This is a genomic window from Amphibiibacter pelophylacis, assembly GCF_037688875.1.
GTDB lineage: Bacteria > Pseudomonadota > Gammaproteobacteria > Burkholderiales > Burkholderiaceae_C > Amphibiibacter > Amphibiibacter pelophylacis.
Genome location: NZ_JAWDIE010000003.1, coordinates 84,994 through 108,756, shown reverse-complemented (window position 1 = coordinate 108,756; position 23,763 = coordinate 84,994). Strand labels below are relative to the sequence as shown.

The following is a 23,763-nucleotide window of genomic DNA, read 5'->3' as shown; positions in this document are numbered from 1 at the left end:
GGGACAGGCCCATGGCCAGGGTCAGACGGCTGGCCATTGTCTGTCATTGCTGCCGCTGCCATGTCTTCTTTTGCTGCTTCTTCAGCCGGTCACCCGGTCTCTCCCGAATCTGCTGCCGCGCTGCAGGCGCTGTCGCCGCTGGACGGCCGCTACCAGCGCCAGGTCGGTGCGTTGCGCGACCATCTCTCCGAATTCGGGCTGATCCGCAGCCGCGTGCGTGTCGAAATCGAGTGGCTGCGCCAGCTCTCCCGCGCCGGTTTTGCCGAGCTGCCGCCCCTGACTGCCGCGCAGGATGCGGCGCTGATGGGGCTGGGCCAGCAGTTCTCGCTGGCTGACGCGCAATGGATCAAAGACACCGAGAAGACGACCAATCACGACGTGAAGGCGGTCGAATACTGGCTGAAGGCGCAGCTGGACGCCATCGGCGGTCTGGCGCAGGCCAAGGAATTTGTCCACTTTGCCTGCACCAGCGAGGACATCAACAACACCAGCCACGCCCTGATGCTGGGCGAGGCGCGCAGCCAGGTGCTGCTGCCCGCCATGGACGGCGTGCTGCGCCGCCTCGCGGCGATGGCGCAGACGCACGCGGCCCAGCCCATGCTCAGCCGCACGCACGGCCAGACGGCCAGCCCGACCACGGTGGGCAAGGAAATCGCCAACGTGCTGGTGCGCCTGATGGACGCGCGCCAGCAGTTTGCCAGCGTCGCGCTGCTGGCCAAAATGAATGGGGCTGTGGGTAATTACAACGCTCACCTGAGCGCCTGGCCCGATTTTGACTGGGAAGCCTTCAGCCGCCAGGTGGTCGAGCAGGGTCTGGGCCTGGCCTTCAACCCCTACACCATCCAGATCGAGCCGCACGATTACATGGCGCGCCTCTTTGACGCGCTGGCCCGTTTCAACACCATCCTGATCGATTTCAGCCGCGATGTCTGGGGCTACATCAGCCTGGGTTATTTCAAGCAGAAGCTGAAAGACGGCGAAGTCGGATCCTCGACCATGCCGCACAAGGTCAACCCCATTGATTTCGAGAACGCCGAAGGCAACCTGGGTCTGGCCAACGCGCTGCTGGGCCACCTGAGCGCCAAGCTGCCCATCAGCCGCTGGCAGCGCGACCTGACCGATTCCACCGTGCTGCGCAATATGGGCGTGGCGCTGGGCTACAGCCTGCTGGCGCTGGCCAGCCTGGACAAAGGCCTGGCGAAGCTGGAACTGAACGCCGCCGCGCTGGACGCCGATCTGGACAGCGCCTGGGAGGTGCTGGCCGAGCCCATCCAGACCGTCATGCGCCGCCACGGCCTGCCTGAGCCCTACGAGCAGCTCAAGGCCTACACGCGCGGCAAACCCATGACGCGCGAGCTGATGCAGGGCTTTGTCAACGACCCCCAACTGGCCCTGCCCGAGGCCGATAAGGCCCGACTGCTGGCCATGACCCCGGCGGCCTATGTGGGCCAGGCGCAGGCGCTGGCGCAGCGCGCCGCGAGTGAGGCGCTGGCCCTTCTCGATGGCCAGAGCGCCGGACGTTGAGCATGGCGCGCCCCGATTTCCGCCACCAGCTGGAGCAGGCCCAGCGCCAGAACCGCAGCCTGCTGTGCGTGGGCCTGGACCCCGAGCCCTCGCGCCTGCCCGAAGCGCTGCGTGACCAGCCGGATGCGCTCTTTGCCTTCTGCGCCGCCATCGTCGACGCCACCGCCGACCGGGTCTGCGCCTTCAAGCCGCAGATCGCCTACTTTGCCGCGCACAGCGGCGGCGAGGCGCAGCTGGAGCGCCTGCTGGCGCACATCCGCGCCGTGGCGCCGCAGGTGCCCGTCATTCTGGACGCCAAGCGCGGCGACATCGGCTCGACCGCCGCGCAGTACGCCCGCGAGGCCTTCGAGCGCTACGGGGCCGACGCGCTGACGCTGTCGCCTTATATGGGCTCGGATTCGATCTCGCCCTACTGGGATTACCCGCAGCGCGGGCTGTTCCTGCTGTGCCGCACGTCCAACCCGGGCGGAGATGATCTGCAGCAGCTGCCTTTGCAGGATGCGGCCGGGCCACCCGGCGAGCGCCTGTATGAGCGCGTGGCGCGTCTGGCCGCATCGCAGTGGGATCCGCACGGCCAGACGGGCCTGGTGGTCGGAGCGACCTACCCGCAGGAGCTGGCCCGCGTTCGCGAACTGGCGCCCGGCCTGCCGCTGCTGGTGCCCGGCGTGGGCGCGCAGGGCGGCGACGCGGCGGCTGTGGTCCGCGCGGGCTGGGCGGGGCCGGGCACGCTGGTGGTCAACGCCAGCCGCGCCGTGATTTATGCCGGGTCAGGCACTGATTTTGCGCAGGCAGCGCGTGCTGCGGCGCAGGCGCTGCGCGACGAGCTGAATGCGGCGCTGGCGGCGCCGCTGTAAAGCCCAAATCCACTCAGGGCAGCATCACGCCGGAAAAACACCCGTCGACAGATACCGGTCGCCCCGGTCGCAGACGATGAACACCAGCGTGGCGTTCTCTACCGTGGCGGCCACCTGCAGCGCGGCCCAGCAGGCGCCGGCGGCGGAGATGCCTGCAAACAGGCCTTCCTCGCGGGCCAGGCGGCGGGCCATGTCTTCGGCATCGCTCTGGTTGACCTCGATGGTTTCGTCCACCGCACTGGCGTCAAAAATGGCCGGCTGGTAGGCCTGCGGCCACTTGCGGATGCCGGGGATGCGCGAGCCTTCGGCGGGCTGCGCGCCGATGATTTTCACCTGCGGGTTCTGGCCCTTCAGGTAGCGCGACACGCCGGTGATGGTGCCGGTGGTGCCCATGGCGGACACAAAGTGGGTGATGCGGCCGTGGGTGTCCTTCCAGATTTCCGGGCCGGTGGATTCGACGTGCGCGGCCGGGTTGTCGGCGTTGCCGAACTGGTCCAGCACCTTGCCTTGGCCCTGGGACTGCATGTGCAGGGCCAGATCGCGGGCGTATTCCATGCCGCCGGAGCGGGGCGTCAGGATCAGCTCGGCGCCAAAGGCGCGCATGGTCTGGGCGCGCTCGATGGACAGATCCTCCGGCATGATCAGGATCATGCGATAGCCGCGGATGGCGGCGGCCATGGCCAGCGCGATGCCGGTGTTGCCCGAGGTGGCCTCGATCAGGGTGTCGCCGGGCTTGATCTCGCCGCGCTCCTGGCTGCGCCGGATCATGTTCATCGCCGGGCGGTCTTTCACCGATCCGGCCGGGTTGTTGCCCTCCAGCTTGCCCAGCAGCACATTGCCACGATCCTGCAGCCACTGCGGCGCCAGACGCTGCAGGCGCACGAGCGGCGTGTGGCCGATCAGGTCTTCCAGGGTGGGATAGTCGGGGTGCGGGCTTGCGTGGCTCATGGTGGGGCAGGGGCTGAAACAGGTGGCTGGCAGTGTACAGGCATGCGGCAGAATAGCGCCCAAGCCTCCACCAGTGACCCTGACATGACCGACGCCCCAACTCCTGCACCCGAATCGTCTCCCGGGACCACCACCACGCCCGCCCACCACCGCCGCGTGCGCACCTTTGTGCTGCGCGCCGGGCGCATGGGCAGCGGCCAGGTCCGCGCGCTGGAAGAGCTGGGCCCGCGCTTTGTCCTGCCCCACACCGCGCAGCCGCCCGACTGGGCTGCGGTGTTTGGCCGCCAGGCGCCGCGTGTGCTGGAGATCGGTTTCGGCATGGGCCACGCCACGGCGCACATTGCGGCGCTGAAACCCGAGGTGGATTTCATCGGCGCCGAAGTCCACACGCCGGGCGTGGGTTCGCTGCTGAAAATGATCGGCGAGCGCTCGCTCGGCAACGTGCGCATCGTGCAGCACGACGCCATCGAGGTGCTGGAGCACATGATCCCGCCCGCCAGCCTGGCCGGGGTCCACATCTTCTTCCCCGACCCCTGGCACAAGGCGCGCCACCACAAGCGCCGCCTGATCCAGCCCGAATTTGTCGCCCACCTGGCCCGCCATGTGCGCCCGGGCGGCTACCTGCACCTGGCGACCGACTGGCAGCCCTACGCCGAGCAGATGCGCGCCGTGATGTCGGCCGCACCCGACTGGCACAGCGCGCCCGGCGTGCAGCCCGACGGCTACAGTCCGCGCCCCGATTACCGCCCCGAAACGCGCTTTGAAGCGCGCGGCCTGCGCCTGGGCCACGGCGTGTGGGATCTGGTGCTGCAGCGCAACAGCGGCTGAAAGCGGCCGGGTGGCCTGAGGGGATTCAATCAGGTTTCCTGATGATTCTGTTTGAAAACGTAAACCATAAACCATAAACCCCACGGAATCCCCCATGAAATCTGAAACCCGCGACATGATCCGCCGCTGTCGGCACCCGCTGGAACTGCGGCTGCTGACCATTGCCGCCATTATCTCAGTGACGGTTTTTCTGCTGGCGCTGGGCGCGTCTTTCTTCCACGACCAGCTGGTCGATATGGCCCAAGTCTCGGCGGTCGAGGATTACCACGCGGCGCACCCCGAATCTGCCAGCCTGTCCGATGACGATGTGCTGAAAAAGCTCAGTGGCGAAGAACGCGAGCTGATCGACGCCCTGCAGTGGCTGCATTGGCCCATCGTGCTTCTGGCTCCGGCGGCTCTGGTGCTGTATATGCTGTATTTCATCGGCAGCACTTACGGTGAATCGCGCGCCAATGGCGTGAAAATCGGCCCGAACCAGTATCCGGAAGTCTGGGCCATGTGGGTGGATATGGCCGCGAAAATGGACATGAATCCCCCGCCCGAACTGTATGTGCGCAATGGCAACGGCCTGCTCAACGCTTTTGCCACCTGCGTGCCGGGCTGGCGGGCCTATTCGGTGGTGTATTCCGACCTGCTGGAGCGCTGTCTGGCCAACCAGGACTGGGCCTCGCTGCGTTTCATCCTGGGCCACGAGATGGGCCATGTGCGCCTGAACCACGTGCGCTGGTGGTACAACCTGCTGGCCGTATCGGCGGGCTTTGCCGGGCTGAACTTCGTGCTGGGCCAGCCACTGAGCCGCTCGCGCGAATACGGCTGCGACAAGCTGGGCGCCTGCATGGCGGGCGAGGGCGCCCACCGAGGCCTGCTGATGCTGGCGGCGGGCAAGCAGCTGTACGGCCAGGTCAACTTCCAGCAGTATCTGGACGACCACGTCAGGCAGACCAGCCGCTGGGATCTGATCTACAACTTCTTCAACACCCACCCCAACATCAACTGGCGCGTGCGCGCGCTGGTGGAGCGCCGTGCCGGTCACCTGATGCACGCGGGCGGGACGACAAAGCCGGATCCGCAGTGATCCTGGTCTGACCACGCTGCCTGAAGCCCCCAGACTGCGCTACAGTCCAGGCAGGAGACTGCCATGAATAATCTGCCCCCAAGCGGGATCACGCCCCCGACCGATCCCGATCCTGCCGAAACCGCCGAGTGGCGCGAGGCCCTGCTGACCCTGGCGCAGCGTGATGGCGCGCCGCGTGCGCGCCAGATTCTGGACGAGCTGGCCCGCGTGGCGCGCCAGCAGCGTCTGGGCTGGCAGCCCGATCTGAACACGCCCTACATGAACACCATCGCGGTCGATGAGCAGCCGGTGTTTCCGGGCGATCTGGCCATCGAGGAGCGCCTGGCGTCGCTGATGCGCTGGAACGCGCTGGCCATGGTGGTGCGCGCCAACCAGGCCTACGGCGAGCTGGGCGGCCACATCGCCAGCTACGCCAGCGCGGCCGACCTGTTCGAAACCGGCTTCAACCACTTCTTCCACGCGAAAAGCGAACAGCACGGCGGCGACCTGGTCTTCTTTCAGCCACACAGCGCGCCCGGCGTTTACGCCCGCGCCTACCTGGAAGGCCGCCTGAGCGAGGACGATCTGCTGCACTACCGCCAGGAGATCACCGCCCCGGCGGCGGGCGCGCGCGGCCTGTCCAGCTATCCGCACCCCTGGCTGATGCCGGATTTCTGGCAGTTCCCCACCGGCTCCATGGGCATCGGCCCGATCAGCTCGATCTACCACGCGCGCTTCATGCGCTACCTGACGCACCGGCAGTTGCTCGACTGCAGCCCACGCAAGGTCTGGGGCGTGTTTGGCGACGGCGAAATGGACGAGCCCGAGAGCATGAGCGCGCTCACCCTGGCCGCCCGCGAAAAGCTGGACAACCTGGTCTGGGTGGTGAACTGCAACCTGCAGCGCCTGGACGGCCCGGTGCGCGGCAACGGCCGCATCATCGACGAGCTGGAAAAACTCTTCGCCGGGGCCGGCTGGAACGTCATCAAGCTGGTCTGGGGCAGCGACTGGGACGGCCTCTTCGCCCGCGATCACAGCGGCGCCTTGCTGCGTGCACTGGCTGAGACGGTGGACGGCCAGATGCAGACCTTCGCCGCCAAAGATGGCCGCTTCAACCGCGACAGCTTCTTCGGCCAGAACGAGGAACTGGCGCGGCTGGCGCAGGGCATGACCGACGAGCAGATCGATCGCCTGAAGCGTGGCGGGCACGATCTGGTCAAGATTCACGCGGCCTACGCAGCGGCGGCGGCGCACACCGGCCAGCCCACGGTGATCCTGGCGCACACCAAAAAAGGCTACGGCATGGGCAGCGCGGGCCAGGGCCGCATGACCACGCACAGCCAGAAGAAGTTCGAGGGCGCCGACCTGATCGAGTTCCGCAACCGCTTCAGCCTGCCCCTGAGCGACGAACAGGCGCAGGGCCTGGCCTTCTTCCGCCCGGCGGAGGACAGCCCCGAGATGCGCTACCTGCGCCAGCACCGCGAGGCCTTGGGCGGCGCCATGCCGCGCCGCGAGACCGCCTGCGACGTGGTGCCCGTGCCGCCCCTGCAGGCCTACGCGCAGTTCGCGCTGCAGGCGGATGGCAAGGTCATGAGCACCACCACGGCTTTTGTGCGCATGCTGGGCAGCCTGCTCAAAGAGCCGCAGCTCGGGCCCCGCATCGTGCCCATCGTGGCCGACGAGGCGCGCACCTTCGGCATGGCCAACCTGTTCCGGCAGGTCGGCATCTACAGCAGCGTGGGCCAGCGCTACGCCCCCGAAGACATCGACACCATCCTCAGTTACCGCGAGGCGCTGGACGGCCAGATCCTGGAAGAAGGCATCAGCGAAGCTGGCGCCCTGGCCAGCTGGACGGCCGCCGCGACCAGCTACAGCGTGCACGGCCTGGCCATGCTGCCGTTTTACATCTACTACAGCATGTTCGGCTTTCAGCGCGTGGGCGACGCCATCTGGGCCGCCGCCGACCAGCGCGCGCGGGGCTTTCTGCTGGGCGCCACATCCGGCCGCACCACGCTGGGCGGCGAGGGCCTGCAGCACCAGGACGGCAGCAGCCACCTGGTGGCGTCCACCATCCCCAACTGCCGGGCGTACGATCCGGCCTTCGCGGGCGAGATGGCCGTCATCATCGACCACGGCCTGCGCGAGATGCTGGTCGAGCAGAAGGACGTTTTCTACTACGTCACCCTGATGAACGAGAACTACGCCCAGCCCGATCTGCCGCCGGATGCGCACGAGGGCGTGCTTAAAGGCGGCTACCGCTTCGGCCAGTACGGGCCGCAGGACGCTGCGCAGCGCGTGACGCTGATGGGCTCGGGCGCCATCCTGACCGAGGTGATCCGCGCCGCCGAGCTTCTGGCCGGGCAGGGCATTGCGTCTGAGGTGCTGAGCATCACCAGCTGGAGCGAACTGGCCCGCGACGGTCAGGCGCAGGGCGCACAATCGCACCTGACGCGCCTGCTGGCGGGCGGCGCTGGGCCGGTTGTGGCGGCCAGCGACTACGTCCGCCTGGTGCCCGAGAGCGTGCGCGCCTTCGTCCCCGAAGGCCGCCGCCTGCACACCCTGGGCACCGACGGCTTTGGCCGCAGCGACACGCGCGCGGCGCTGCGCGCTTACTTTCAGGTCGATGCGGCGAGCATTGCGCAAACGGCACAGAGGGCGCTGGATGCGCTGCAGGCGGCAAGCCCATCGTCCTGATCAGGCGACCCACTGGAGACCTTCATGAGCACCGGAAACTTTGCCTACGCCAGCAACGGCAACCATTTTCTGGGCGTGCCCGCGCTGGCGGACCAGCCGCTGGCCATCTGCGGCATTCCGTTTGACGGCGCGGTAACCCACCGGCCCGGCGCCCGCTTTGGCCCGCAGGAGGTGCGCCGCGCCTCGCTGATGCTGTGCGACGGCATCCACCCGGTGTTTGATGTCAGCCCCGTCGCGCTGCTGGGCGACGCGCGCGACATGGCGCTGCCCAATGCCTCGCCGCTGGCGGACGTGCGCCGCGCCATCGAAGCGCAGGCCAGCACGCTGATGGCGCGGCACCACTGCGTGTTCATCGGTGGCGACCACTCCGTCACGCTGCCCCTGCTGCGCTGCGCCCGCGCACTGCACGGGCCGCTGGCGCTGATCCACTTCGACGCCCACTGCGACACCTGGACCGACCACTTCGGCGAGCCTTCCGGCCACGGCACCTGGACGTATGAAGCCATTCAGGAAGGCCTGGTTGACCCGCAGCGCACGGTGCAGATCGGCATCCGGTCCAGCGGCGAGCGCGCCGCGCGCGATTACGTGAAAGAGCAGGGCGGCGCCATTTACACCGCCCGCGAACTGCGCGGCCGCGACGGCGAAGGCCTGAGCTCACTTCTGGCCGACATTCGCACCCGCATCGGCCCCCAGCCCTGCTACCTGACGCTGGACATCGATTGCCTGGACCCGGCTTTTGCGCCCGGCACCGGCACCCCCGAGCCCGGCGGCCTGAGCAGCTCGCAGGTGCTGACCTTCCTCGAAGGCCTGAGCGACCTGAACTTCATCGGCATGGACTGCGTCGAAGTCGCCCCAGCCTACGACCACGCCGAGCTGACCAGCCAGGCCGCCGCCACCTTTGTGTGGACCTATCTGTCCGCCCAGGCCGTGCGCCACGCCGCGCGCCAGCGCCAGCTCTCCTGAACCCGTGATGCCCTGATGCCCTGATGCCCTGATGCCCTGATGCCCTGATGCCCTGATGCCCTGATGCCCTGATGCCGCCATGCTGATCGACGCCGATATCGCCCTGAAGCGCTCCAGCTACTACGAGGCCAGCGCGCAGCGTCCGCCCGCGCTTGCGCCACTGCGCGGCGACGTGCACGCCGACGTGCTGGTGGTCGGCGGCGGCTTTGCCGGGCTGTCGGCGGCGCTGGAGCTGGCGCAGCGCGGCTACCGCGTGGCGCTGCTGGAGGCCGACCGCCTGTGCGCGGGCGCCTCCGGGCGCAACGGTGGGCAGTTCATCGTCGGCTACGCCAGCGGCCAGGAGCCCTTCGAGCGCCAGCTGGGCGCCGCCGACGCCCGCCTGGCCTGGGACATGTCGCTGCAGGCCATCCAGCTGATCGACGAGCGCGTTGCCGCGCACGACATCGACTGCGATCTGGTCAAAGGCTACCTGTACGTGGCCGACAGCCCGCGCAAGGCCCGCGCGCTGGAAGCCGACATGCAGCATATGGGGCAGCACTACGGCCTGGCCACCCAGTTCGCCAGCGGCGCGGACGTGGCGCAGCACATCGGGAGCCCGCGCTACTGCGCCAGCGCCTACGAGGCCGTGTCCGGCCACCTGCACCCGCTGCGCTACGGCCTGGGGCTGGCGCGCGCCGCGCAGGCGCTTGGCGTGCAGATGTTCGAGCATTCGCCCGTGACCGCCCTGCAGCGCGACCCCAAGGTGGTCGCGCAGACCGCGCTGGGCCGCGTGACGGCCGATTTTGCCGTGCTGGCGGGCAACTGCACGCTGGGCGAATACGGCCCGGGCGTCGCGCCGGAACTGAGCGCCCGCATCATGCCCGTGGGCACCTACATCATCGGTACCGCGCCGCTGGCGCCCGAACTGCGCCAGCGCCTGATCCCGTCCAACGCCGCCGTGTGCGACAACAATTTCGTGCTGGATTATTTCCGCTTCAGCGCCGACCACCGCCTGCTGTTTGGCGGGCGGGTGAGCTATTCCACCCGCACCCCGCTGGCCTTGGGCCAGCGCATGGCGCGGCGCATGGCCCAGGTTTTCCCTGCGCTGCGCGGCACGCCGGTGGATTTCGTCTGGGGCGGTTTTGTCGATATCAGCATGAACCGCGCCCCCGATTTTGGCCGCCTGGGCGACAACATTTACTACCTGCAAGGCTTCAGCGGCCACGGCGTCGCGCTGACCGGCCTGGCCGGACAGCTGGTGGCGCAGGCCGTAGCCGGTCAGGCCGAACGCTTCGACGTCTTCGCCCGCCTTCAGCACCACCGCTTCCCCGGCGGGGCCGCGCTGCGTACCCCCAGCCTGGTGCTGGGAATGGCGTGGCACAGGCTGCGGGATCTGGTTTGAGGGAGGCGGGTCTGGCTTGCAATTCTTCAGTTCTAACGTCAAAATACACACATAAACGTACACACTGAGAATATTTATGGAAACGTTGACTTCCCGCGTCTTCAACAACGGCAACAGCCAGGCTGTGCGCATCCCGGCAGAGTTCCGTCTGGACACTGACCGGGTGAGCGTCACGCGCAATGAATATGGCGATCTGGTCATCCACCCACTGCAGGCTGAGCGCGGCGCGGCCCTGCTCGCAGCTCTGCGGGGTGTGAGCGAGGCCGATGGAGACTTCGTTGCCGCGCTGGAGGCTGACAGGGCTGACACCCAGCCCCTGCAGGAGCGCGAGGCGCTGTGATTTACCTGCTGGACACCCATATTCTGATCTACTTGATCAAGAACCAGCCGCCTGCCATTGCTCAGCGGGTGGATGCATTGCCGCAGGATGTTCGTCTGTGCATGTCCTTTGTCACCTGGGCCGAACTGCTTAAGGGCGCGGAGCGCAGCACCCGCAAGCCCCAGGTGCTTCGACGGCTGGATGCGCTGGCCAGGCAAGTGACGGTGCTCTATCCCGACGGCATCCGCATCTGCCAGCACTATGCAAGGCAGTTCACCCGCCTGAAAGAGGCCGGAACCCCCATCGGCGCCAATGACCTCTGGATCGCCTGCCACGCCCTGGCGGAAAACGCGACCCTGGTCACTCACAACACACGTGAGTTTCAGCGCGTTGAGGGCTTGAAGCTGGAAGACTGGGTGACGCCTGTGAGCTGATGAAATTCTATGCTGTGGCATGAACCGGCCCTGTGAGGTGATTGCGACTGCTGCCGTCCACCGCAATGACCGCATTTTCTCGGTGCAATACAAATCCACAATATATTGCCGATGACTTTCTGCCGGTCAAAATCCAGCCCCTTGAATTTGCCCTTTTTGAGCTGATTCCAGAGCAGCGCTTCACAGAAATTGCCCGCCCGCACAGGCACAATACCGCCCAGGCTGTCCGGGGCGGCGGCCCGCAACGAGACACACAGGGAGCAGGCATGAAACACGAGCCCATTGGCAGTTTTAACGAGCTGGAGCACTGGCTGGACCAGCGCAAGGTGACGGAGATCGAGTGCCTGGTGCCCGATCTGACCGGGGTGGCGCGGGGCAAGATTCTGCCTCGGGCGAAGTTCACCGAGGATCGCGGGATGCGGCTGCCGCAGGCCATCGTGGCGATGGGCGTGACGGGCGAGTTCCCCGAGAGCGGGCCCTATTACGATGTGATCGACCCCACCGACAAGGACATGCAGCTGCGGCCCGATCCGGCCACGGCGCGCATCGTGCCCTGGGCGGTGGACCCGACGGCGCAGGTCATCCACGACTGCTTTGACCACGCGGGCGTGCTGGTGCCGTTTGCGCCGCGCTCGGTGCTGCGCCGGGTCTGCGGGCTTTACGCCGATCTGGGCCTGCAGCCCGTGGTTGCGCCGGAGCTGGAGTTTTATCTCACCGCGCGCAACACCGACCCCAACACGCCGCTGCGCGCTCCGGTCGGCCGCAGTGGGCGGGCGGAAACTTCGCGCCAGGCCTACAGCATCGATGCGGTCAACGAGTTTGATCCGCTCTTCGAGGATATCTACGATTACTGCGAGCGCATGGCCTTGAACGTGGATACGCTGATTCATGAGATCGGCGCCGGGCAGATGGAAATCAATTTCTTCCACGCCTCGCCGCTGGGCCTGGCGGACGAGGTATTTCTGTTCAAACGCACGGTGCGCGAGGCCGCGCTGCGCCACGATATGTATGCCACCTTCATGGCCAAGCCCGTGGCGGGCGAGCCCGGCAGCGCCATGCATATTCACCAGAGTCTGCTGGATGCGACGACCGGCCACAATGTATTCAGCAACGAGGATGGATCGCCCTCGCAGCAGTTTCTGCATTATATCGGTGGCTTGCAGCGCTATATTCCGGCGGCGATGGCGCTGGTGGCGCCTTATGTCAACAGCTACCGCCGCCTGTCGCGCGATACGGCGGCGCCCATCAATATCGAATGGGGCATGGATAACCGCACGGTGGGCATACGCTCGCCGATTTCAACGCCTTCGGCGCGGCGGGTTGAAAACCGGGTGATCGGTGCAGATGCCAACCCGTATATCGCCATGGCGATGACGCTGGCCTGCGGGTATCTGGGCCTGGTGCAGAAAATAGAACCCAAACCGCAGATGATGGGCGACGCTTATCTGTCGCCGTATTCGCTGCCCCGGTCGCTGGGGCAGGCGCTGGAGAGCCTGCGCCGCGAAACCGATCTGCACGAGGTGCTGGGGCGCGAATTCATCACCGTCTACTCGGAAATCAAGGAGCTGGAGTTTGAAGAGTTCATGAAAGTGATCTCGCCCTGGGAGCGCGAGCACCTGCTGCTGCACGTCTGAACGGGATCAATCCGGCGCTTGGAAAGCCTCCAGCCCGGCGCGGATGCGCAAGGCGGTGCTGATGAGGCACAGCAGCGCAAAACCGTAAGCCAGCGGCACAAACCAGGCGGGAAAAAGCGCCATCAGCGTGAACACCGCCAGCGTTTCGCCGGCTTCGGTCAGGCCGCCCAGGTAGTAAAAGCCTTTGCTGGGGTAGCGCGTGCTGCTCAGGCCGCGCCGCTGCGCCAGGATGGCGAAGGCCAGAAAGCTGGTGCCTGTGCCGATGAAGCTGAAAATCAGCACCGCTGCGGCCAGGGCGTTGGCGGCGGGGTCGGCCAGCGCGAAGGCCAGCGGAATCATCGCGTAAAACAGAAAGTCCAGCGTGATGTCCAGAAAGGCGCCCCGGTCGGTCGGCCCAGCGCGGCGCGCCAGTTCGCCGTCCAGGCCGTCGGCCAGGCGATTGGCCGCGATGGCCACCAGCGCCAGCGTGCTGTGACCGGCCACGATCAGCGCGGCGGCGACCAGCGCGGCGACAAAACCGCACCCGGTGACGGTGTCGGCGTGCCAGCCCCGGCGGTGCAGGGTGTCGGCCAGGCGGCCCAGAGGCGCTTTGCCCAAAGCGAGCAGTTGGCTGTCAAACATGGAGACTCTCAGGCGGCGTCAGTGAAATGCAGCGTCCGCCGGGTGGCTGGTCTGCGGGGTCGTGGGTGACCAGCACGGCGGGGATGCCGCGCTGGGCGATCTGATCAAACACAAACTGACGGAACTGCGCGCGCAGCGCCATGTCCAGGCGGCTGAAAGGCTCGTCCAGCAGCAGGGCGCGCGGCTCGGCCAGCAGGGCGCGCAGCAGGCTGACGCGGGCGCGCTGCCCGCCCGACAGCGTGGCCGGATCGCGTCCGCCCAAGCCCGCCAGGCCCACGGTCTCCAGCAGCGCCAGCGCTTGGGTCTGGCGCTCGGCGCGGGTCTGCGCGCGGGATTTTGGCGGCATGGCCAGCAGCAGGTTCTGCAGCACTGTCAGGTGCCCGAAGAGCAGATCGTCCTGGAAGAGAATGCCGACGCGGCGCTGGTCGATGGGCCGCGTGTCCAGGCGCTCATCGCCCAGCCACAGCGTGCCGCTGGCGGCGAAGGCGGCGGGCAGATCGCCCAGCATCCAGGACAGCAGCGTGGATTTGCCGCAGCCCGACGGCCCCATCAGCGTCAGGACTTCGCCGGGCGCGACGCGGGCGCTCAAAGGGGAGAAGAGCGTGCGGCCGTCCAGGCTCAGGTGGGCGTCGCGCAGCTCCAGCATCATGGCGTGCTTCATCGCCAGCTCCGGCGCTGGCGCCCGGCCCACTGTCCGGCCAGCGTGGCGGCGGCAAAAACGGCCAGCGGCAGCAGCATCTGCAGCGCGGCCTGTACGGCGATGGTGCGGCGGTTGCCGCCGCTGCTCAGCGCCACAGCTTCGGTGGTGACGGTGGCGACGCGCCCGCCGCCCGCAAACAGCGTGGGCAGATACTGCGCCACGCTCACGGCAAAGCCGATGGCCAGCGCGGCCAGAATCGGGCGCAGCAGCAGCGGCCAGCGCACGCGCCAGCTGGTCTGCCAGCGGCTCAGGCCCAGGCTGCGCGCAGTGCTCATCAGGCGAGGATCCAGCCCCGCGTGGGGGCCGGCCAGGGTCAGCAGCATATAAGGAATCACCCACAGCAGGTGGGCCCACAAAACGGTGAGCACATGGCCGGACAGCCCGGCCAGCAGGACCGCATGGTACTGCCCGGCGGCCAGCGGCAGTGCGGGCACGATCAGCGGCAGATAAAGCCAGCGGTCCAGCGTGCGCGGGCCGAAATCCAGCCACAGCAGCACCAGCGCCGCACCCAGCAGCGCGCTGCCCGCGCCCAGCACCAGCGCGGTCCACAGCGGAACCAGGCTGGCGTCCTGCCAGCCCTGCAGCGTCACGCGGCTGGGCAGCACATCCGGGAAGAACCACGGTCCGGCCACCGACCACAGCGCAATCACCAGCGCCACGGCGGCGAAAAAAGCCATCAGCGCGTGGGACAGCACGGGTCCGCGCGGGCCGCGGGCGGGCCAGCGCCGACCACCGGGCTGGCGCCACACAAGCAGCAGCGCCCGCCACAACAGCCCCGCCAACCCCACCAGCGCCAGGAAAACGCCCAGCAGCAGCGCCGTGGCGGCGGCGCCTTGCGCCTGCAGGGCCGCATCGCCGTCGTAAAGCCAGCGCCAGGCCAGCACGGCCAGGCTGGGCGGCGATCCTGGCCCCAGGATCAGCGCCACATCGACCACCGACACGCTGTAGGCCAGCACCGCCAGCAGCGGCCAGGCCAGACGCGGCAGCAGCTGCGGCAGCAGCACCTGCAGCCAGATCTGTCCGCTGCGGTAACCCATGCTGCGTAGTAGCGTCATCTGGCGCTGCTGCGGGCCTTCCTGCAGCACGGCGGCCAGCACCCACAGCAGGAAGAGCGCTTCCTTCAGCCCCAGCAGCAGGCCCAGGCCCACGCCGTGCGCGTCGCGTACCACGGCCACGTCGGGTGGCGCGTCCCAGCCCATCAGCGGGCTGATCAGCCGGGCCAGCCAGCCGGAGGGCGACAGCAGAAAAAACGCCCCGATGGCGTAGGCCGCGTGCGGCAGGGCCAGCACGGCGGGCAGGCGGCGCTGCAGGCGGGACCAGGCCGCGCCGGGGTAGACACTGGCCGTGACCAGCAGCGCCAGCACAGTCGCCAGCCCGGTGCTGAGCAGGGCAGAGACCAGCGTCACGCGCAGCGCCGCCAGCGTCTGGTCGTCGGAGAACAGCGCCTGCCAGGACTGCGCCGTCTGGGCGGCCAGCAGCGGCGCCAGACCCGGCAGCAGCGGCAGGACGACCAGCGCCATCCCGGCCACGGCCAGGAGACCGGGCGGGGAAAGGCTCTGGCGCAGAGCGGTTCCCGACAGCACGCCCTTCAGCGTGTGCCGTAGCGCTTGAGCCATTCGCGCTCCAGCGCGCTCACCCACGAGGCGTGGGGCTCGGGCCGAACGGGCACGGTCTCGGTCAGCAGACCGGGCAGATTCTGCGACGCGGCGCCGCCCTGGGCTTTCTGGGCCTGCGCCAGCACCTCGGGCTTCAGCACGCTGGGATCGCCCCAGACGCGCACGTCGGCCTTGCGCACCTGCGCCTGCGGCGACAGCAGGAAATTGGCCACCACCTGCGCCCCGGCCGGTGCCCGCGCGTTGGCCGGAATCGCCAGAAAGTGCACATTGCCTATCGTGCCCCGGGTCCAGCCAAAGCTGTAGCAGGTGGCGGGCAGATCGCCCTTCAGGATCAGGTGCGCGGCTTCGGTGGGGTTGAAGGTGAGCGACAGCTTCAGCTCGCCATCGCCCAGCATGCGGTTCATCTCGGCGGCGCTGGCCGGGAACTCGCGGCCCTGGCGCCACTGCAGCGGGTGGATCTGGTCCAGCCAGGCCCACAGCGGGGTGGTCGCTGCGGCCAGCGGGGCGTCGCTGACGGGCTGGGCGAGTACGGCGGAGTCGGGCGCCAGTTCCAGCAGCAGCTGCTTGAGAAAGGTCGTGCCGTGGAAATCGGGCGGGCGTGGGTAGCTGGTGCGACCGGGGTTGGCGCGGGCAAAGGCCAGCCATTCGGCCGCCGAGCGCGGCGGCGTGCTAACCTGGCGGCGGTCGGCGATGAAGGTCAGCTGCGCCTTGCCCCAGGGCGATTCCAGGCCATCGGTGGATTCGGAGAAATCGCGCATCACCGGCAGGCGCGTATCAACCAGCGGCCAGTTGGGCAGCTGCTGCGCCCAGGGGCCGAAGAGCAGCCGGCCGTCTTTGAGCGTTTTGAAGTTCTCGCCGTTGATCCAGACCAGATCGACCGTGCCAGGCTGGCGCTGCGCGCTTTCCAGCTGGATGCGGCGCACCACGTCCGCCGTGTCGCTGACCTTGACGTGGCGCAGGGTGACGCCGTAGCGCCGGGCGATTTCGTCGGCGGCCCAGGCGATGTAGGCGTTGCTGGTGTCGCCGCCGCCCCAGGCGTTGAAGTAGACGGTCTGGCCGCGCGCGGCGCTCTCGATCGCGGACCAGGCCGCGGTTGCCTTTGAAGCCTGGGGCGCCTTTGGCGAGCTGGCACGGGCCAGCGGGCTCAGCGCCGCCAGGCCAAGGCCCAGCCCCTGCAGGAGGCGGCGGCGTTGAATCAGGGGGGTCGGAATCATCAGGACATCCTTTTTGGGGAAAAATCAGCGGGATCGGGCCGAGGCTCAGGAGGGCGCGCGCCCCAGGCGCCACTGGTGGTAGCGGCCCAGCCAGCGCAGCACGGCCTGTGGCGCGTGCTGGCGCTTCCATTCGCCCGCGACGTATTTGTTGGCTTCGGCCATCGTCGGATAGCTGTGTATTGTGCCCAGCACGCGGTTCAGGCCCAGACCCTGCTTCATGGCCAGCACATATTCGGCCAGCAGCTCGCCCGCGTGGGCGCCCGCAATCGTCACGCCCAGAATGCGGTCTTTGCCCGGCGGCGTCAGCACCTTGATGAAGCCGTGGGTCTGGCCGTCGGCCAGGGCGCGGTCCAGATCATCCAGCGCGAAGCGGGTGACTTCGACGGCGATGCCCTGGTCGCGCGCCTCGCGCTCCGACAGCCCCACGCGGGCCACTTCCGGGTCGATGAAGGTCACGCGCGGCATGATGCGGTGATCCGATTTAAAGCGGCGCAGGTGCCCGAACAGCGCATTGACGCTGGCCGTCCAGGCCTGATGCGCGGCGGCGTGCGTGAACTGGAAGGGCCCGGCCACGTCGCCAGCGGCCAGGATGTTGGGGTAGAGCGTTTCCAGATACTCGTTGGTCACCACGGTGCGGCCCGTGGTGATGCCCAGTTCTTCCAGACCGTAGCCTTCCAGCCGCGCCTGACGGCCCACGGCCAGAATCAGGGCGTCGAAGGGCAGGGCGCTCTCGCCACCGTTTTTGTCCTGAACGATCAGGCGCTGCCCGCCATCGTCGGATCCATTCGGAGATTTTTCGCAGCGCAGCGCGCTGTGGCCGGTCAGCACCGTGACGCCGTCGGCGCGCAGGCGCCCGGTGACAAAGGCGCTGACGTCCTCGTCCTCCCGGCCCATCAGCGCGTCACCGCGCTCGACCTGCGTCACCTGCGCGCCCAGCCGGGCGAAGGCCTGCGCCAGCTCGCAGCCGATCGGCCCGCCGCCCAGCAGCACGATGCGGCGCGGCAGCTCGGGCAGCGCGGCAAAAGCCTCCCACAGCGTGTCGCTGGTGTAGTGGCTGACCTGATCCAGCCCCGGCAGATCGGGCACGATGGGCCGCGCGCCCGCCGCGATGACGATGCTGCGCGTGGTCAGGCGCTGCTCGCTGCCATCCGGGCGGCGGATCAGCACCGTCCAGGGGTCGACGATGCGCGCGTGGCCCTGGGCCACATCCACGCCCAGCGCGGTGTAGCGCTCGATGCTGTCGTGCGGTTCGATCTGCCGGATCACGCGCTGCACCCGCGCCATGACGTCGGCAAAAGAGAACACCGGGGCCACATCCTGCAGGCCGTAGCGGCTGGCGTGGCGCATCTGGTGCGCGGCTTTGGCGCTGGCGATCAGCGCTTTGCTGGGCACGCAGCCGTAGTTCAGGCAGTCGCCGCCCATGCGGCTGGCTTCGACCAGAGTGACTTTGGCCTGCACCGTGGCGGCGATGTAGGACGAAACCAGCCCGGCCGCGCCCGCGCCGATCACGACCAGATTGCGGTCGTAGTGGCGCGGCCGCGTCCAGCGCGCGTACACACGGCGGCGCGCCAGCAGGTTCAGCACCCAGCGCGCCAGCAGCGGGAACACGCCCAGCAGCGCCAGCGACGCGAGCAGGCCGGGTGACGCGATGTCCGACAGGCTGTTCAGCGCAGCCAGTTGCGTGCCCGCGTTCACGTACACGGCCGTTCCGGCCAGCATGCCGATCTGGCTGACCAGGTAAAACGTCCCGACGCGGATGGTCGTCAGCCCCATCACCAGGTTGATCAGGAAAAACGGGAAAACCGGCACCATGCGCATCGTCAGCAGGTAAAACGCGCCATCGCGTGCCATGCCCGCGTTAACGCCCGCCAGCGTGCTGGCAAAGCGGCGCTGCACGCTGTCGCGCAGCAGGTAGCGCGAACTGAGGAAAGCCAGCGTTGCGCCCAGCGACGAGGCAAAAGACACCAGCCCCAGCCCCAGCGGCAGGCCAAACAGCGCGCCGCCCGCCAGCGTCAGGATGGCGGCGCCCGGCATGGACAGCGCCGTCACCAGCGTGTAAAGCCCAAAAAACGCCCCGGCCACCAGCAGCGGCGATTCGTCCCGCCAGGCCTGCAGCGCCGCATGGTTCTGACGCAGCGCGTCCAGGGACAGCAGATGCGGCCCGCCCAGCGCAAAAAACGCGGCGATGGCGACGGCGATCGCCGCAAGAAGGAGGATTTTTTTCATGAAGAATGGGGCCGGATGCGGTGCTGCGAGGGCCTGGGGCGGATGAATCCCAGGGCGTGTTCTGCTTTAGACGCGCGGCGGGCGTCTTTCTTACAGCCCACAACGCTGGCGGGTCATGAAGCGCGTGTCGATCCAGCGCTTGAGCTGCCATTCCAGCGCGCCCGCACTGTGCCACTTTCCCCAGGACAGCACCGCCCGGCGTGGCCCGCAGGCCAGCAGATACAGCGTGCTGCGGCGCGGCCGGTACAGCGCTGTGGCGGGCCGCCCGGCCATGCGCGCCAGCAGGTTGTCCGTCAGCGCCGGGCCGGCCTTCACGGCGTGGACGCCCGATCGCGCAAACGGGCCATCCACCCGCGCGCAGACATCGCCAGCCGCGTAAACGTCGGCGTGGCTGGAGCTGCGCTGCGTGGCATCGACCTGGACGAAGCCGCCCGAATCCACAGCCAGACCGCTGTCCGCCAGCCAGGGCTGCGCCTGCGCGCCCGTGGCGACGATGAGCAGATCGGCCTCCAGCGCCTGGCCGGTGGACAGGGCCGGGCCGCTGGCCCCGCGCACCAGGCGGGCATCGACCCGGGCTATGCCCGCCCTGCCGAGTTCCTGGATCGCCGCCCGTCGCACGCCCGGAGCGTGCCCGGCCAGCAGGCTGCTCTGCGGTGCGATCAGGTGGACTTCGATCTTCGGCCAGCGGCGCAGTGTGTGGGCAGCGGCCAGCGCCAGCTCGATGGCCCCGGCGCCGCCCCCGGCCACGGCGATTCTCGCGAAGGCTGGGCTTGACTGCGCCCCGGCCTGTGCTTCCCGGCCATCCACAAAGGCCTGCCAGCCCGCGATGAAGGTGTCCAGCGGGCGCACCGGCAGGATCTGCATCGCGCCCACCGGACCGGGCTTCGCGCCGTGCGGACCGGGCTTCGCGGACGAAAAATCCGCCAGCACGCCGCCGACATCGAGTGAAAGAAGGTCGTAGCCCAGTGCTTCGCCGCTGGCGAGATGAATCTGATGCTGTGCCGCGTCCAGCCGCACGATCAGGCCGGGGTGCAGTTCGACCGGCCCGTCCGCGATCAGGCGCTGCAGCGGAATCTGCAGCTCGTCCAGCGCGTAGTGCCCGGCCAGCCAGCCGGGCAGCATCCCCGAGTAGGTGAGGGGCTCCGGCGGCGAGACCAGCACCACGCGCCAGCCGGACGGCAGCGTCTGGCGGCGCAGGCGCTGCAGCAGGGCGAGGTGGGCGTGACCGGCTCCGGCGAGGATGAGGGTGGGCATGGGCGATGGGGCGAGGCAGTGAGCGAAGCCCGGATTATCTCGCGCCCATGAAAAACGCCCGCCCGGCCCAGGCCGTGGCGGGCGCTGGCCCACGCTGGTCGCGCGGGCTTACTGCGTGCTGATCCGCACGTTGCGCACCTGGATGTGCACGCCCTGCTGGTCGTCCCAGACCGGGAAAATGCCAAAGGGCACCGAGATGTTCTCCAGCGAGAAGCAGTCGGCGGCCTTCTGCGCGGCGATGTCGGCGATTTTCAGCGACAGGCTGTGGAACTGCCCGTCGGCCGGGATGGCGGATTGCGGCACGCCGTAGTCGATGTTGCGGCAGTCGGTCCCGGGGCTTTCCATTTTCAGGGCCAGGCCCTTGGTGTTGCTGCCCCAGCTGAGCACCTTCACGTCCAGCGTCAGCAGGCCGCTGGCCGCGTAACTGGCCAGATTGACGGGGCCTCCGCTGAGGGTCGCGGTGCCGTTGGCGCCGTCGGCCAGGAAGTTCAGGTCCATCACCCCCGGCGTGGTGGCGGTGTCGGCGACCACGTGGCTGTTGTTGGACGACCAGGTGGCCAGCGCAAAGCCGCCCAGCGTGCTGCCATCCGGGCCGAACAGCGTGGCGCTGGGGCCGGGCAGGGGGTCTACCGTGGCGGCGGGCGGCGGAACCAGGCTGTCGCAGGTCTGCGCGTCGGCATCGTTCGCGGCACCGATCTGCCAGCGGATGTTGGCGAAGGTGGCCGAGAAGGGCTTCTCGGTGAAGACCAGGAAAGGCACATCCACCGCCGAGAAATCGGTGCCCTTGGCCATGAAGCAGGACAGCGGAATTTTCACCGTGCTCTTCGTGTCCAGCGGCAGGCTGCGCAGCGCTCGGGTGGTATCGACCTCGCCGATGCAGGGGTAGCCGCAGTCCACCCGCATTTTCACGTTGCCCTGGGGCGCCTGGTGCACCGCCACGTCAAAGACCAGCGCGGCGTTGGCGCTGAGATAGCCGTTGTAGTCGGTTTTGACGCCGACTGACTGCGCCATGAACTGGCCGGTGGACGTCCAGGTGACTTTTTTGGCGTCCTGCTGCACGTTGAGCTGGCTGGTCTGGACCGTGACGTTGCCGTCCGACGATTTCACCACCGCGTTCAGATCGCTGCCCACCGGCATCGCCCAGTTGGCCGGGGTGCCGATGAAGAGCGGGTAGAGCGCGGTTTCGGCCTGGCGGAAAACGACCAGATCGTCGGTCGCGGCCGGGCCGGTGGCGGCGCTCTGGCCGCAGCCCAGCGTGGGCACGGTTTCGTCGAGGGCAGCCACGTCGGTACTGCTGCTGGTGTAGTTCAGCCCGTAGCCGTAGGCGAAGAGCGGATCGTAGCTGGCGTCGCCGCGGTTCAGTGGCTCCTGACAGGCGGTTTTGGGCCAGGAGAAGGACAGGCGCCCGCTGAAATCGAAGTTGACGCTGCCATCCGCTTTGCGGAACAGCACGTCGGCCACGCCCTTGCCTTCGGTGCCGGGCAGCCAGGCGGCGACAAAGGCGTCGCTGCGGTTGATCTCGCGGTTGACCCAGACGGGGCGGCCGCTTTCCAGCACGGTGATCACCGGCACGCCTTTGCCGCTGACGGCGTCCAGTGCGGCCAGGTCTTCGGGATAACGCTGCGCGTGCGCCAGCGTTCCGGCCTTGCCGATGTCGCCCACGCCTTCGGCGTAAGGCGTTTCGCCGATCACCGCGATGACGGCCTTGAAATCGCTGATGTTGACGTTCTTGCCCGTAGCCGAGTAGACGACGTTGCTCTCACCCGCCGCTTCGCGGATGCCCGCCAGCACCGAATCGGCGTTGGGGAAATCGGCGTTGGTGTTGCCCGTGCCCTGCCAGCTCAGCGACCAGCCGCCGTTCTGGTTGGCCAGGCTGTCGGCGTTCTTGCCCACAACCAGAATTTTCTGGCCACGCGCCAGCGGCAGCACGCCGCCCTTGTTCTTGAGCAGAACCAGCGATTTGCGCACCGCTTCGCGGGCCAGATCGCGCGCCTGCAGGGCGCTGGCGTCTCCGGCGCCGCTGCGCTGCGAGGGCTTGGTCGAAACGGTCTGGCCGCCTTGCACCTTCATGAGGCCGGAGCGCATTTTCACGCGCAGGATGCGGCTCACGGCGTCGTCGATGCGCGCCTGCGGGATCTCGCCCGCCTGCACCGAGGCGATGGTGTTGGCGATGAAGGCCTTCCAGTCGTTGGGCACCATGATGAGGTCGATGCCCGCGTTGATCGCGGCCGGGCACGAGGCGTTGCTGCACTGCTTTTCCACGCCGCTGGCGTCGGTGTATTTCACCTGGCCGATGCCATCCCAGTCCGAAACCACGAGGCCGTCAAAGCCCATTTTGTTCTTGAGCACGTCGGTCAGCAGGTATTTGTTGCCGTGCATCTTGACGTTTTTGAAGTTCAGCGGCGTGCCGTCGGGCGCCGGGCCCTGGTAGGTCCAGCTGCTGAACGAGGCCATCACCGTCTGCGCGCCCGCCGCCAGCGCGGTGGTGTAGCCGGGGGCGTGGATGTTGATCATGTCCAGCACGCTGGCCTTGGTTTCGCCCTGGTCCTTGCCCATGTCGGTGCCGCCGTCGCCCATGAAGTGCTTGGCGGTGGCCACCACGGTCGGGCGGCCCGACGCGGCGAAGCGGCCCTGCAGCCCGGTGGTGTAACGCCCGCCGTAGCTGGCGACGATCTCCGGGTCTTCCGAAAAGCCCTCGTAGGTGCGGCCCCAGCGGTCGTCGCGCACGACGGCCAGCGTGGGCGCGAAGGTCCAGTCGATGCCGGTGGCGACCACCTGGCGCGCTACGGCGGCGCCGATGCGCTCGACCAGATCGGGATCGTGCGCGGCGCCCAGGCCGATGTTGTGCGGGAAGAGCGTCGCGCCGTACACATTGTTGTGGCCATGGACCGCGTCCGTGCCCCAGATGACCGGAATCTTGACGGCCATGTCGGTGTCCATCGACGCCTGCCAGTAGCTGTCGGCCAGCGCCAGCCAGTCGGCCACGCTGGCCTGCTTGCTGTTGTTGGGCCAGGCACCGCCGCCGTTGAGCACCGAGCCGATGTAGTACGTTTTGACCTCTTCCGGCGTGATGGAGCGGATGTCAGCCTGCGTCATCTGGCCCACTTTCTGCGCCAGCGACATGCCCGCCACGATGCGGCTGATTTCAGCCTCCTGCGCCGCATCGGGCACGATGACGCTGGCGATGCTGCTGGGCCAGTCTTTCAGCGCACTGGCCTGCGGCAGGGCAGGTACGACGCTGTTCAGCCCAGCACCGCAGGCCGCCAGGGCCAGCGCACCCGCCAGGCCCAAAGTCAGCGCCTGCGCGCGGTTTCGAGTTGATTTTTTCATTCAGACTTCTCCAGGAAAGATATCCATCCTGAAATTCGATGGCATTGCGAAAAATTTCCGCCATCATAGGAAGCCTGAGCAAAATCGTTGTATCGGGTGTAACCCCAGGGGGTGCGGTGATCACCCCGGCGGCTCTCTCAAATCATCCTGTCGCCGTTGGCGCAATGAG

Annotated in this window: 18 protein-coding genes; 10 read left to right on the top strand and 8 right to left on the bottom strand. The window is 68.0% G+C overall.

All coding sequences use genetic code 11. From position 1 onward, the window contains the following. Window positions 1–60: 60 nt before the first annotated feature. Both purB and pyrF read left to right on the top strand, forming a co-directional pair. Entirely contained in the window at window positions 61–1,524 is a 1,464-nt protein-coding gene (purB, locus tag RV045_RS02690; RefSeq protein ID WP_423234220.1) for an adenylosuccinate lyase, read from the top strand. 2 nt (window positions 1,525–1,526) lie between these two features. Then, window positions 1,527–2,378 (top strand): orotidine-5'-phosphate decarboxylase, encoded by an 852-nt coding sequence (gene pyrF / locus RV045_RS02685; protein WP_423234219.1) that lies wholly within the window; start codon window positions 1,527–1,529, stop codon window positions 2,376–2,378. Between the two features lie 24 nt (window positions 2,379–2,402). On the opposite strand, the gene cysM is transcribed toward pyrF, so the two are convergent. After that, on the bottom strand, window positions 2,403–3,326 hold the full coding sequence (cysM, locus tag RV045_RS02680; protein WP_423234218.1) for a cysteine synthase CysM: 924 nt from the start codon (window positions 3,324–3,326) through the stop codon (window positions 2,403–2,405). A gap of 84 nt (window positions 3,327–3,410) precedes the next feature. On the opposite strand from cysM, the gene trmB reads away from it, so the two are divergent. From trmB to RV045_RS02640, 8 genes are all read left to right on the top strand, one after another. Then, window positions 3,411–4,154: a tRNA (guanosine(46)-N7)-methyltransferase TrmB gene (gene trmB, locus RV045_RS02675; protein ID WP_423234217.1), complete on the top strand. Its 744-nt coding sequence runs from the start codon at window positions 3,411–3,413 to the stop codon at window positions 4,152–4,154. A gap of 94 nt (window positions 4,155–4,248) precedes the next feature. Further along, window positions 4,249–5,229, top strand: coding sequence for a M48 family metallopeptidase (locus RV045_RS02670; RefSeq protein WP_423234216.1), 981 nt, complete (start codon window positions 4,249–4,251; stop codon window positions 5,227–5,229). 63 nt (window positions 5,230–5,292) lie between these two features. Further along, complete coding sequence (gene mdeB / locus RV045_RS02665) at window positions 5,293–7,902, top strand: alpha-ketoglutarate dehydrogenase (protein ID WP_423234215.1); 2,610 nt, start codon at window positions 5,293–5,295, stop codon at window positions 7,900–7,902. 24 nt (window positions 7,903–7,926) lie between these two features. After that, window positions 7,927–8,865 carry an agmatinase gene (gene speB / locus RV045_RS02660; RefSeq protein ID WP_423234214.1) on the top strand — a complete coding sequence of 313 codons (939 nt, stop codon included), beginning with the start codon at window positions 7,927–7,929 and terminating at the stop codon, window positions 8,863–8,865. Window positions 8,866–8,944: 79 nt separating this feature from the next. Further along, window positions 8,945–10,246 carry an NAD(P)/FAD-dependent oxidoreductase gene (locus RV045_RS02655; RefSeq protein WP_423234213.1) on the top strand — a complete coding sequence of 434 codons (1,302 nt, stop codon included), beginning with the start codon at window positions 8,945–8,947 and terminating at the stop codon, window positions 10,244–10,246. A gap of 76 nt (window positions 10,247–10,322) precedes the next feature. Further along, entirely contained in the window at window positions 10,323–10,586 is a 264-nt protein-coding gene (locus RV045_RS02650) for an antitoxin (RefSeq protein ID WP_423234212.1), read from the top strand. After that, entirely contained in the window at window positions 10,583–10,999 is a 417-nt protein-coding gene (locus tag RV045_RS02645; RefSeq protein WP_423234211.1) for a type II toxin-antitoxin system VapC family toxin, read from the top strand. Before RV045_RS02650 ends, RV045_RS02645 begins: the two co-directional genes overlap by 4 nt. A gap of 266 nt (window positions 11,000–11,265) precedes the next feature. Then, the gene (locus RV045_RS02640) at window positions 11,266–12,633 is read left to right on the top strand and encodes a glutamine synthetase family protein (protein ID WP_423234210.1); all 1,368 of its coding nucleotides are present in this window, start codon (window positions 11,266–11,268) and stop codon (window positions 12,631–12,633) included. A gap of 6 nt (window positions 12,634–12,639) precedes the next feature. Here the strand turns inward: RV045_RS02640 and RV045_RS02635 are convergent, their stop codons facing one another. The 7 genes from RV045_RS02635 to RV045_RS02605 form a co-directional block, all read right to left on the bottom strand. Further along, window positions 12,640–13,254 (bottom strand): CDP-alcohol phosphatidyltransferase family protein, encoded by a 615-nt coding sequence (locus RV045_RS02635; RefSeq protein ID WP_423234209.1) that lies wholly within the window; start codon window positions 13,252–13,254, stop codon window positions 12,640–12,642. After that, window positions 13,247–13,915 carry an ATP-binding cassette domain-containing protein gene (locus RV045_RS02630; RefSeq protein WP_423234208.1) on the bottom strand — a complete coding sequence of 223 codons (669 nt, stop codon included), beginning with the start codon at window positions 13,913–13,915 and terminating at the stop codon, window positions 13,247–13,249. The genes RV045_RS02635 and RV045_RS02630 overlap by 8 nt, the downstream gene beginning before the upstream one ends. Continuing rightward, window positions 13,912–15,570 carry an ABC transporter permease gene (locus RV045_RS02625; protein WP_423234207.1) on the bottom strand — a complete coding sequence of 553 codons (1,659 nt, stop codon included), beginning with the start codon at window positions 15,568–15,570 and terminating at the stop codon, window positions 13,912–13,914. The genes RV045_RS02630 and RV045_RS02625 overlap by 4 nt, the downstream gene beginning before the upstream one ends. Further along, window positions 15,543–16,784, bottom strand: coding sequence for an ABC transporter substrate-binding protein (locus RV045_RS02620; RefSeq protein WP_423234206.1), 1,242 nt, complete (start codon window positions 16,782–16,784; stop codon window positions 15,543–15,545). The genes RV045_RS02625 and RV045_RS02620 overlap by 28 nt, the downstream gene beginning before the upstream one ends. Window positions 16,785–16,829: 45 nt before the next feature. Continuing rightward, on the bottom strand, window positions 16,830–19,010 hold the full coding sequence (locus RV045_RS02615; protein WP_423234205.1) for an FAD-dependent oxidoreductase: 2,181 nt from the start codon (window positions 19,008–19,010) through the stop codon (window positions 16,830–16,832). 90 nt (window positions 19,011–19,100) lie between these two features. Next, window positions 19,101–20,264 carry an FAD-dependent oxidoreductase gene (locus RV045_RS02610; RefSeq protein WP_423234204.1) on the bottom strand — a complete coding sequence of 388 codons (1,164 nt, stop codon included), beginning with the start codon at window positions 20,262–20,264 and terminating at the stop codon, window positions 19,101–19,103. A 108-nt stretch (window positions 20,265–20,372) separates the two neighbouring features. Next, entirely contained in the window at window positions 20,373–23,594 is a 3,222-nt protein-coding gene (locus RV045_RS02605) for a glycoside hydrolase family 3 N-terminal domain-containing protein (RefSeq protein ID WP_423234203.1), read from the bottom strand. Between the last annotated feature and the right edge of the window lie 169 nt (window positions 23,595–23,763).

Excerpts from the sequence above, each read along its gene's own strand:
- RV045_RS02655 (WP_423234213.1), top strand. The coding sequence starts at position 8,945 with ATGCTGATCGACGCCGATATCGCCCTGAAGCGCTCCAGCTACTACGAG.
- RV045_RS02625 (WP_423234207.1), bottom strand. The coding sequence starts at position 15,570 with ATGGCTCAAGCGCTACGGCACACGCTGAAGGGCGTGCTGTCGGGAACC.
- RV045_RS02650 (WP_423234212.1), top strand. The coding sequence starts at position 10,323 with ATGGAAACGTTGACTTCCCGCGTCTTCAACAACGGCAACAGCCAGGCT.
- pyrF (WP_423234219.1), top strand. The coding sequence starts at position 1,527 with ATGGCGCGCCCCGATTTCCGCCACCAGCTGGAGCAGGCCCAGCGCCAG.
- RV045_RS02610 (WP_423234204.1), bottom strand. The coding sequence starts at position 20,264 with ATGCCCACCCTCATCCTCGCCGGAGCCGGTCACGCCCACCTCGCCCTG.
- RV045_RS02635 (WP_423234209.1), bottom strand. The coding sequence starts at position 13,254 with ATGTTTGACAGCCAACTGCTCGCTTTGGGCAAAGCGCCTCTGGGCCGC.
- trmB (WP_423234217.1), top strand. The coding sequence starts at position 3,411 with ATGACCGACGCCCCAACTCCTGCACCCGAATCGTCTCCCGGGACCACC.
- mdeB (WP_423234215.1), top strand. The coding sequence starts at position 5,293 with ATGAATAATCTGCCCCCAAGCGGGATCACGCCCCCGACCGATCCCGAT.
- RV045_RS02670 (WP_423234216.1), top strand. The coding sequence starts at position 4,249 with ATGAAATCTGAAACCCGCGACATGATCCGCCGCTGTCGGCACCCGCTG.
- cysM (WP_423234218.1), bottom strand. The coding sequence starts at position 3,326 with ATGAGCCACGCAAGCCCGCACCCCGACTATCCCACCCTGGAAGACCTG.
- RV045_RS02620 (WP_423234206.1), bottom strand. The coding sequence starts at position 16,784 with ATGATTCCGACCCCCCTGATTCAACGCCGCCGCCTCCTGCAGGGGCTG.
- RV045_RS02605 (WP_423234203.1), bottom strand. The coding sequence starts at position 23,594 with ATGAAAAAATCAACTCGAAACCGCGCGCAGGCGCTGACTTTGGGCCTG.
- speB (WP_423234214.1), top strand. The coding sequence starts at position 7,927 with ATGAGCACCGGAAACTTTGCCTACGCCAGCAACGGCAACCATTTTCTG.
- purB (WP_423234220.1), top strand. The coding sequence starts at position 61 with ATGTCTTCTTTTGCTGCTTCTTCAGCCGGTCACCCGGTCTCTCCCGAA.
- RV045_RS02615 (WP_423234205.1), bottom strand. The coding sequence starts at position 19,010 with ATGAAAAAAATCCTCCTTCTTGCGGCGATCGCCGTCGCCATCGCCGCG.
- RV045_RS02630 (WP_423234208.1), bottom strand. The coding sequence starts at position 13,915 with ATGAAGCACGCCATGATGCTGGAGCTGCGCGACGCCCACCTGAGCCTG.
- RV045_RS02640 (WP_423234210.1), top strand. The coding sequence starts at position 11,266 with ATGAAACACGAGCCCATTGGCAGTTTTAACGAGCTGGAGCACTGGCTG.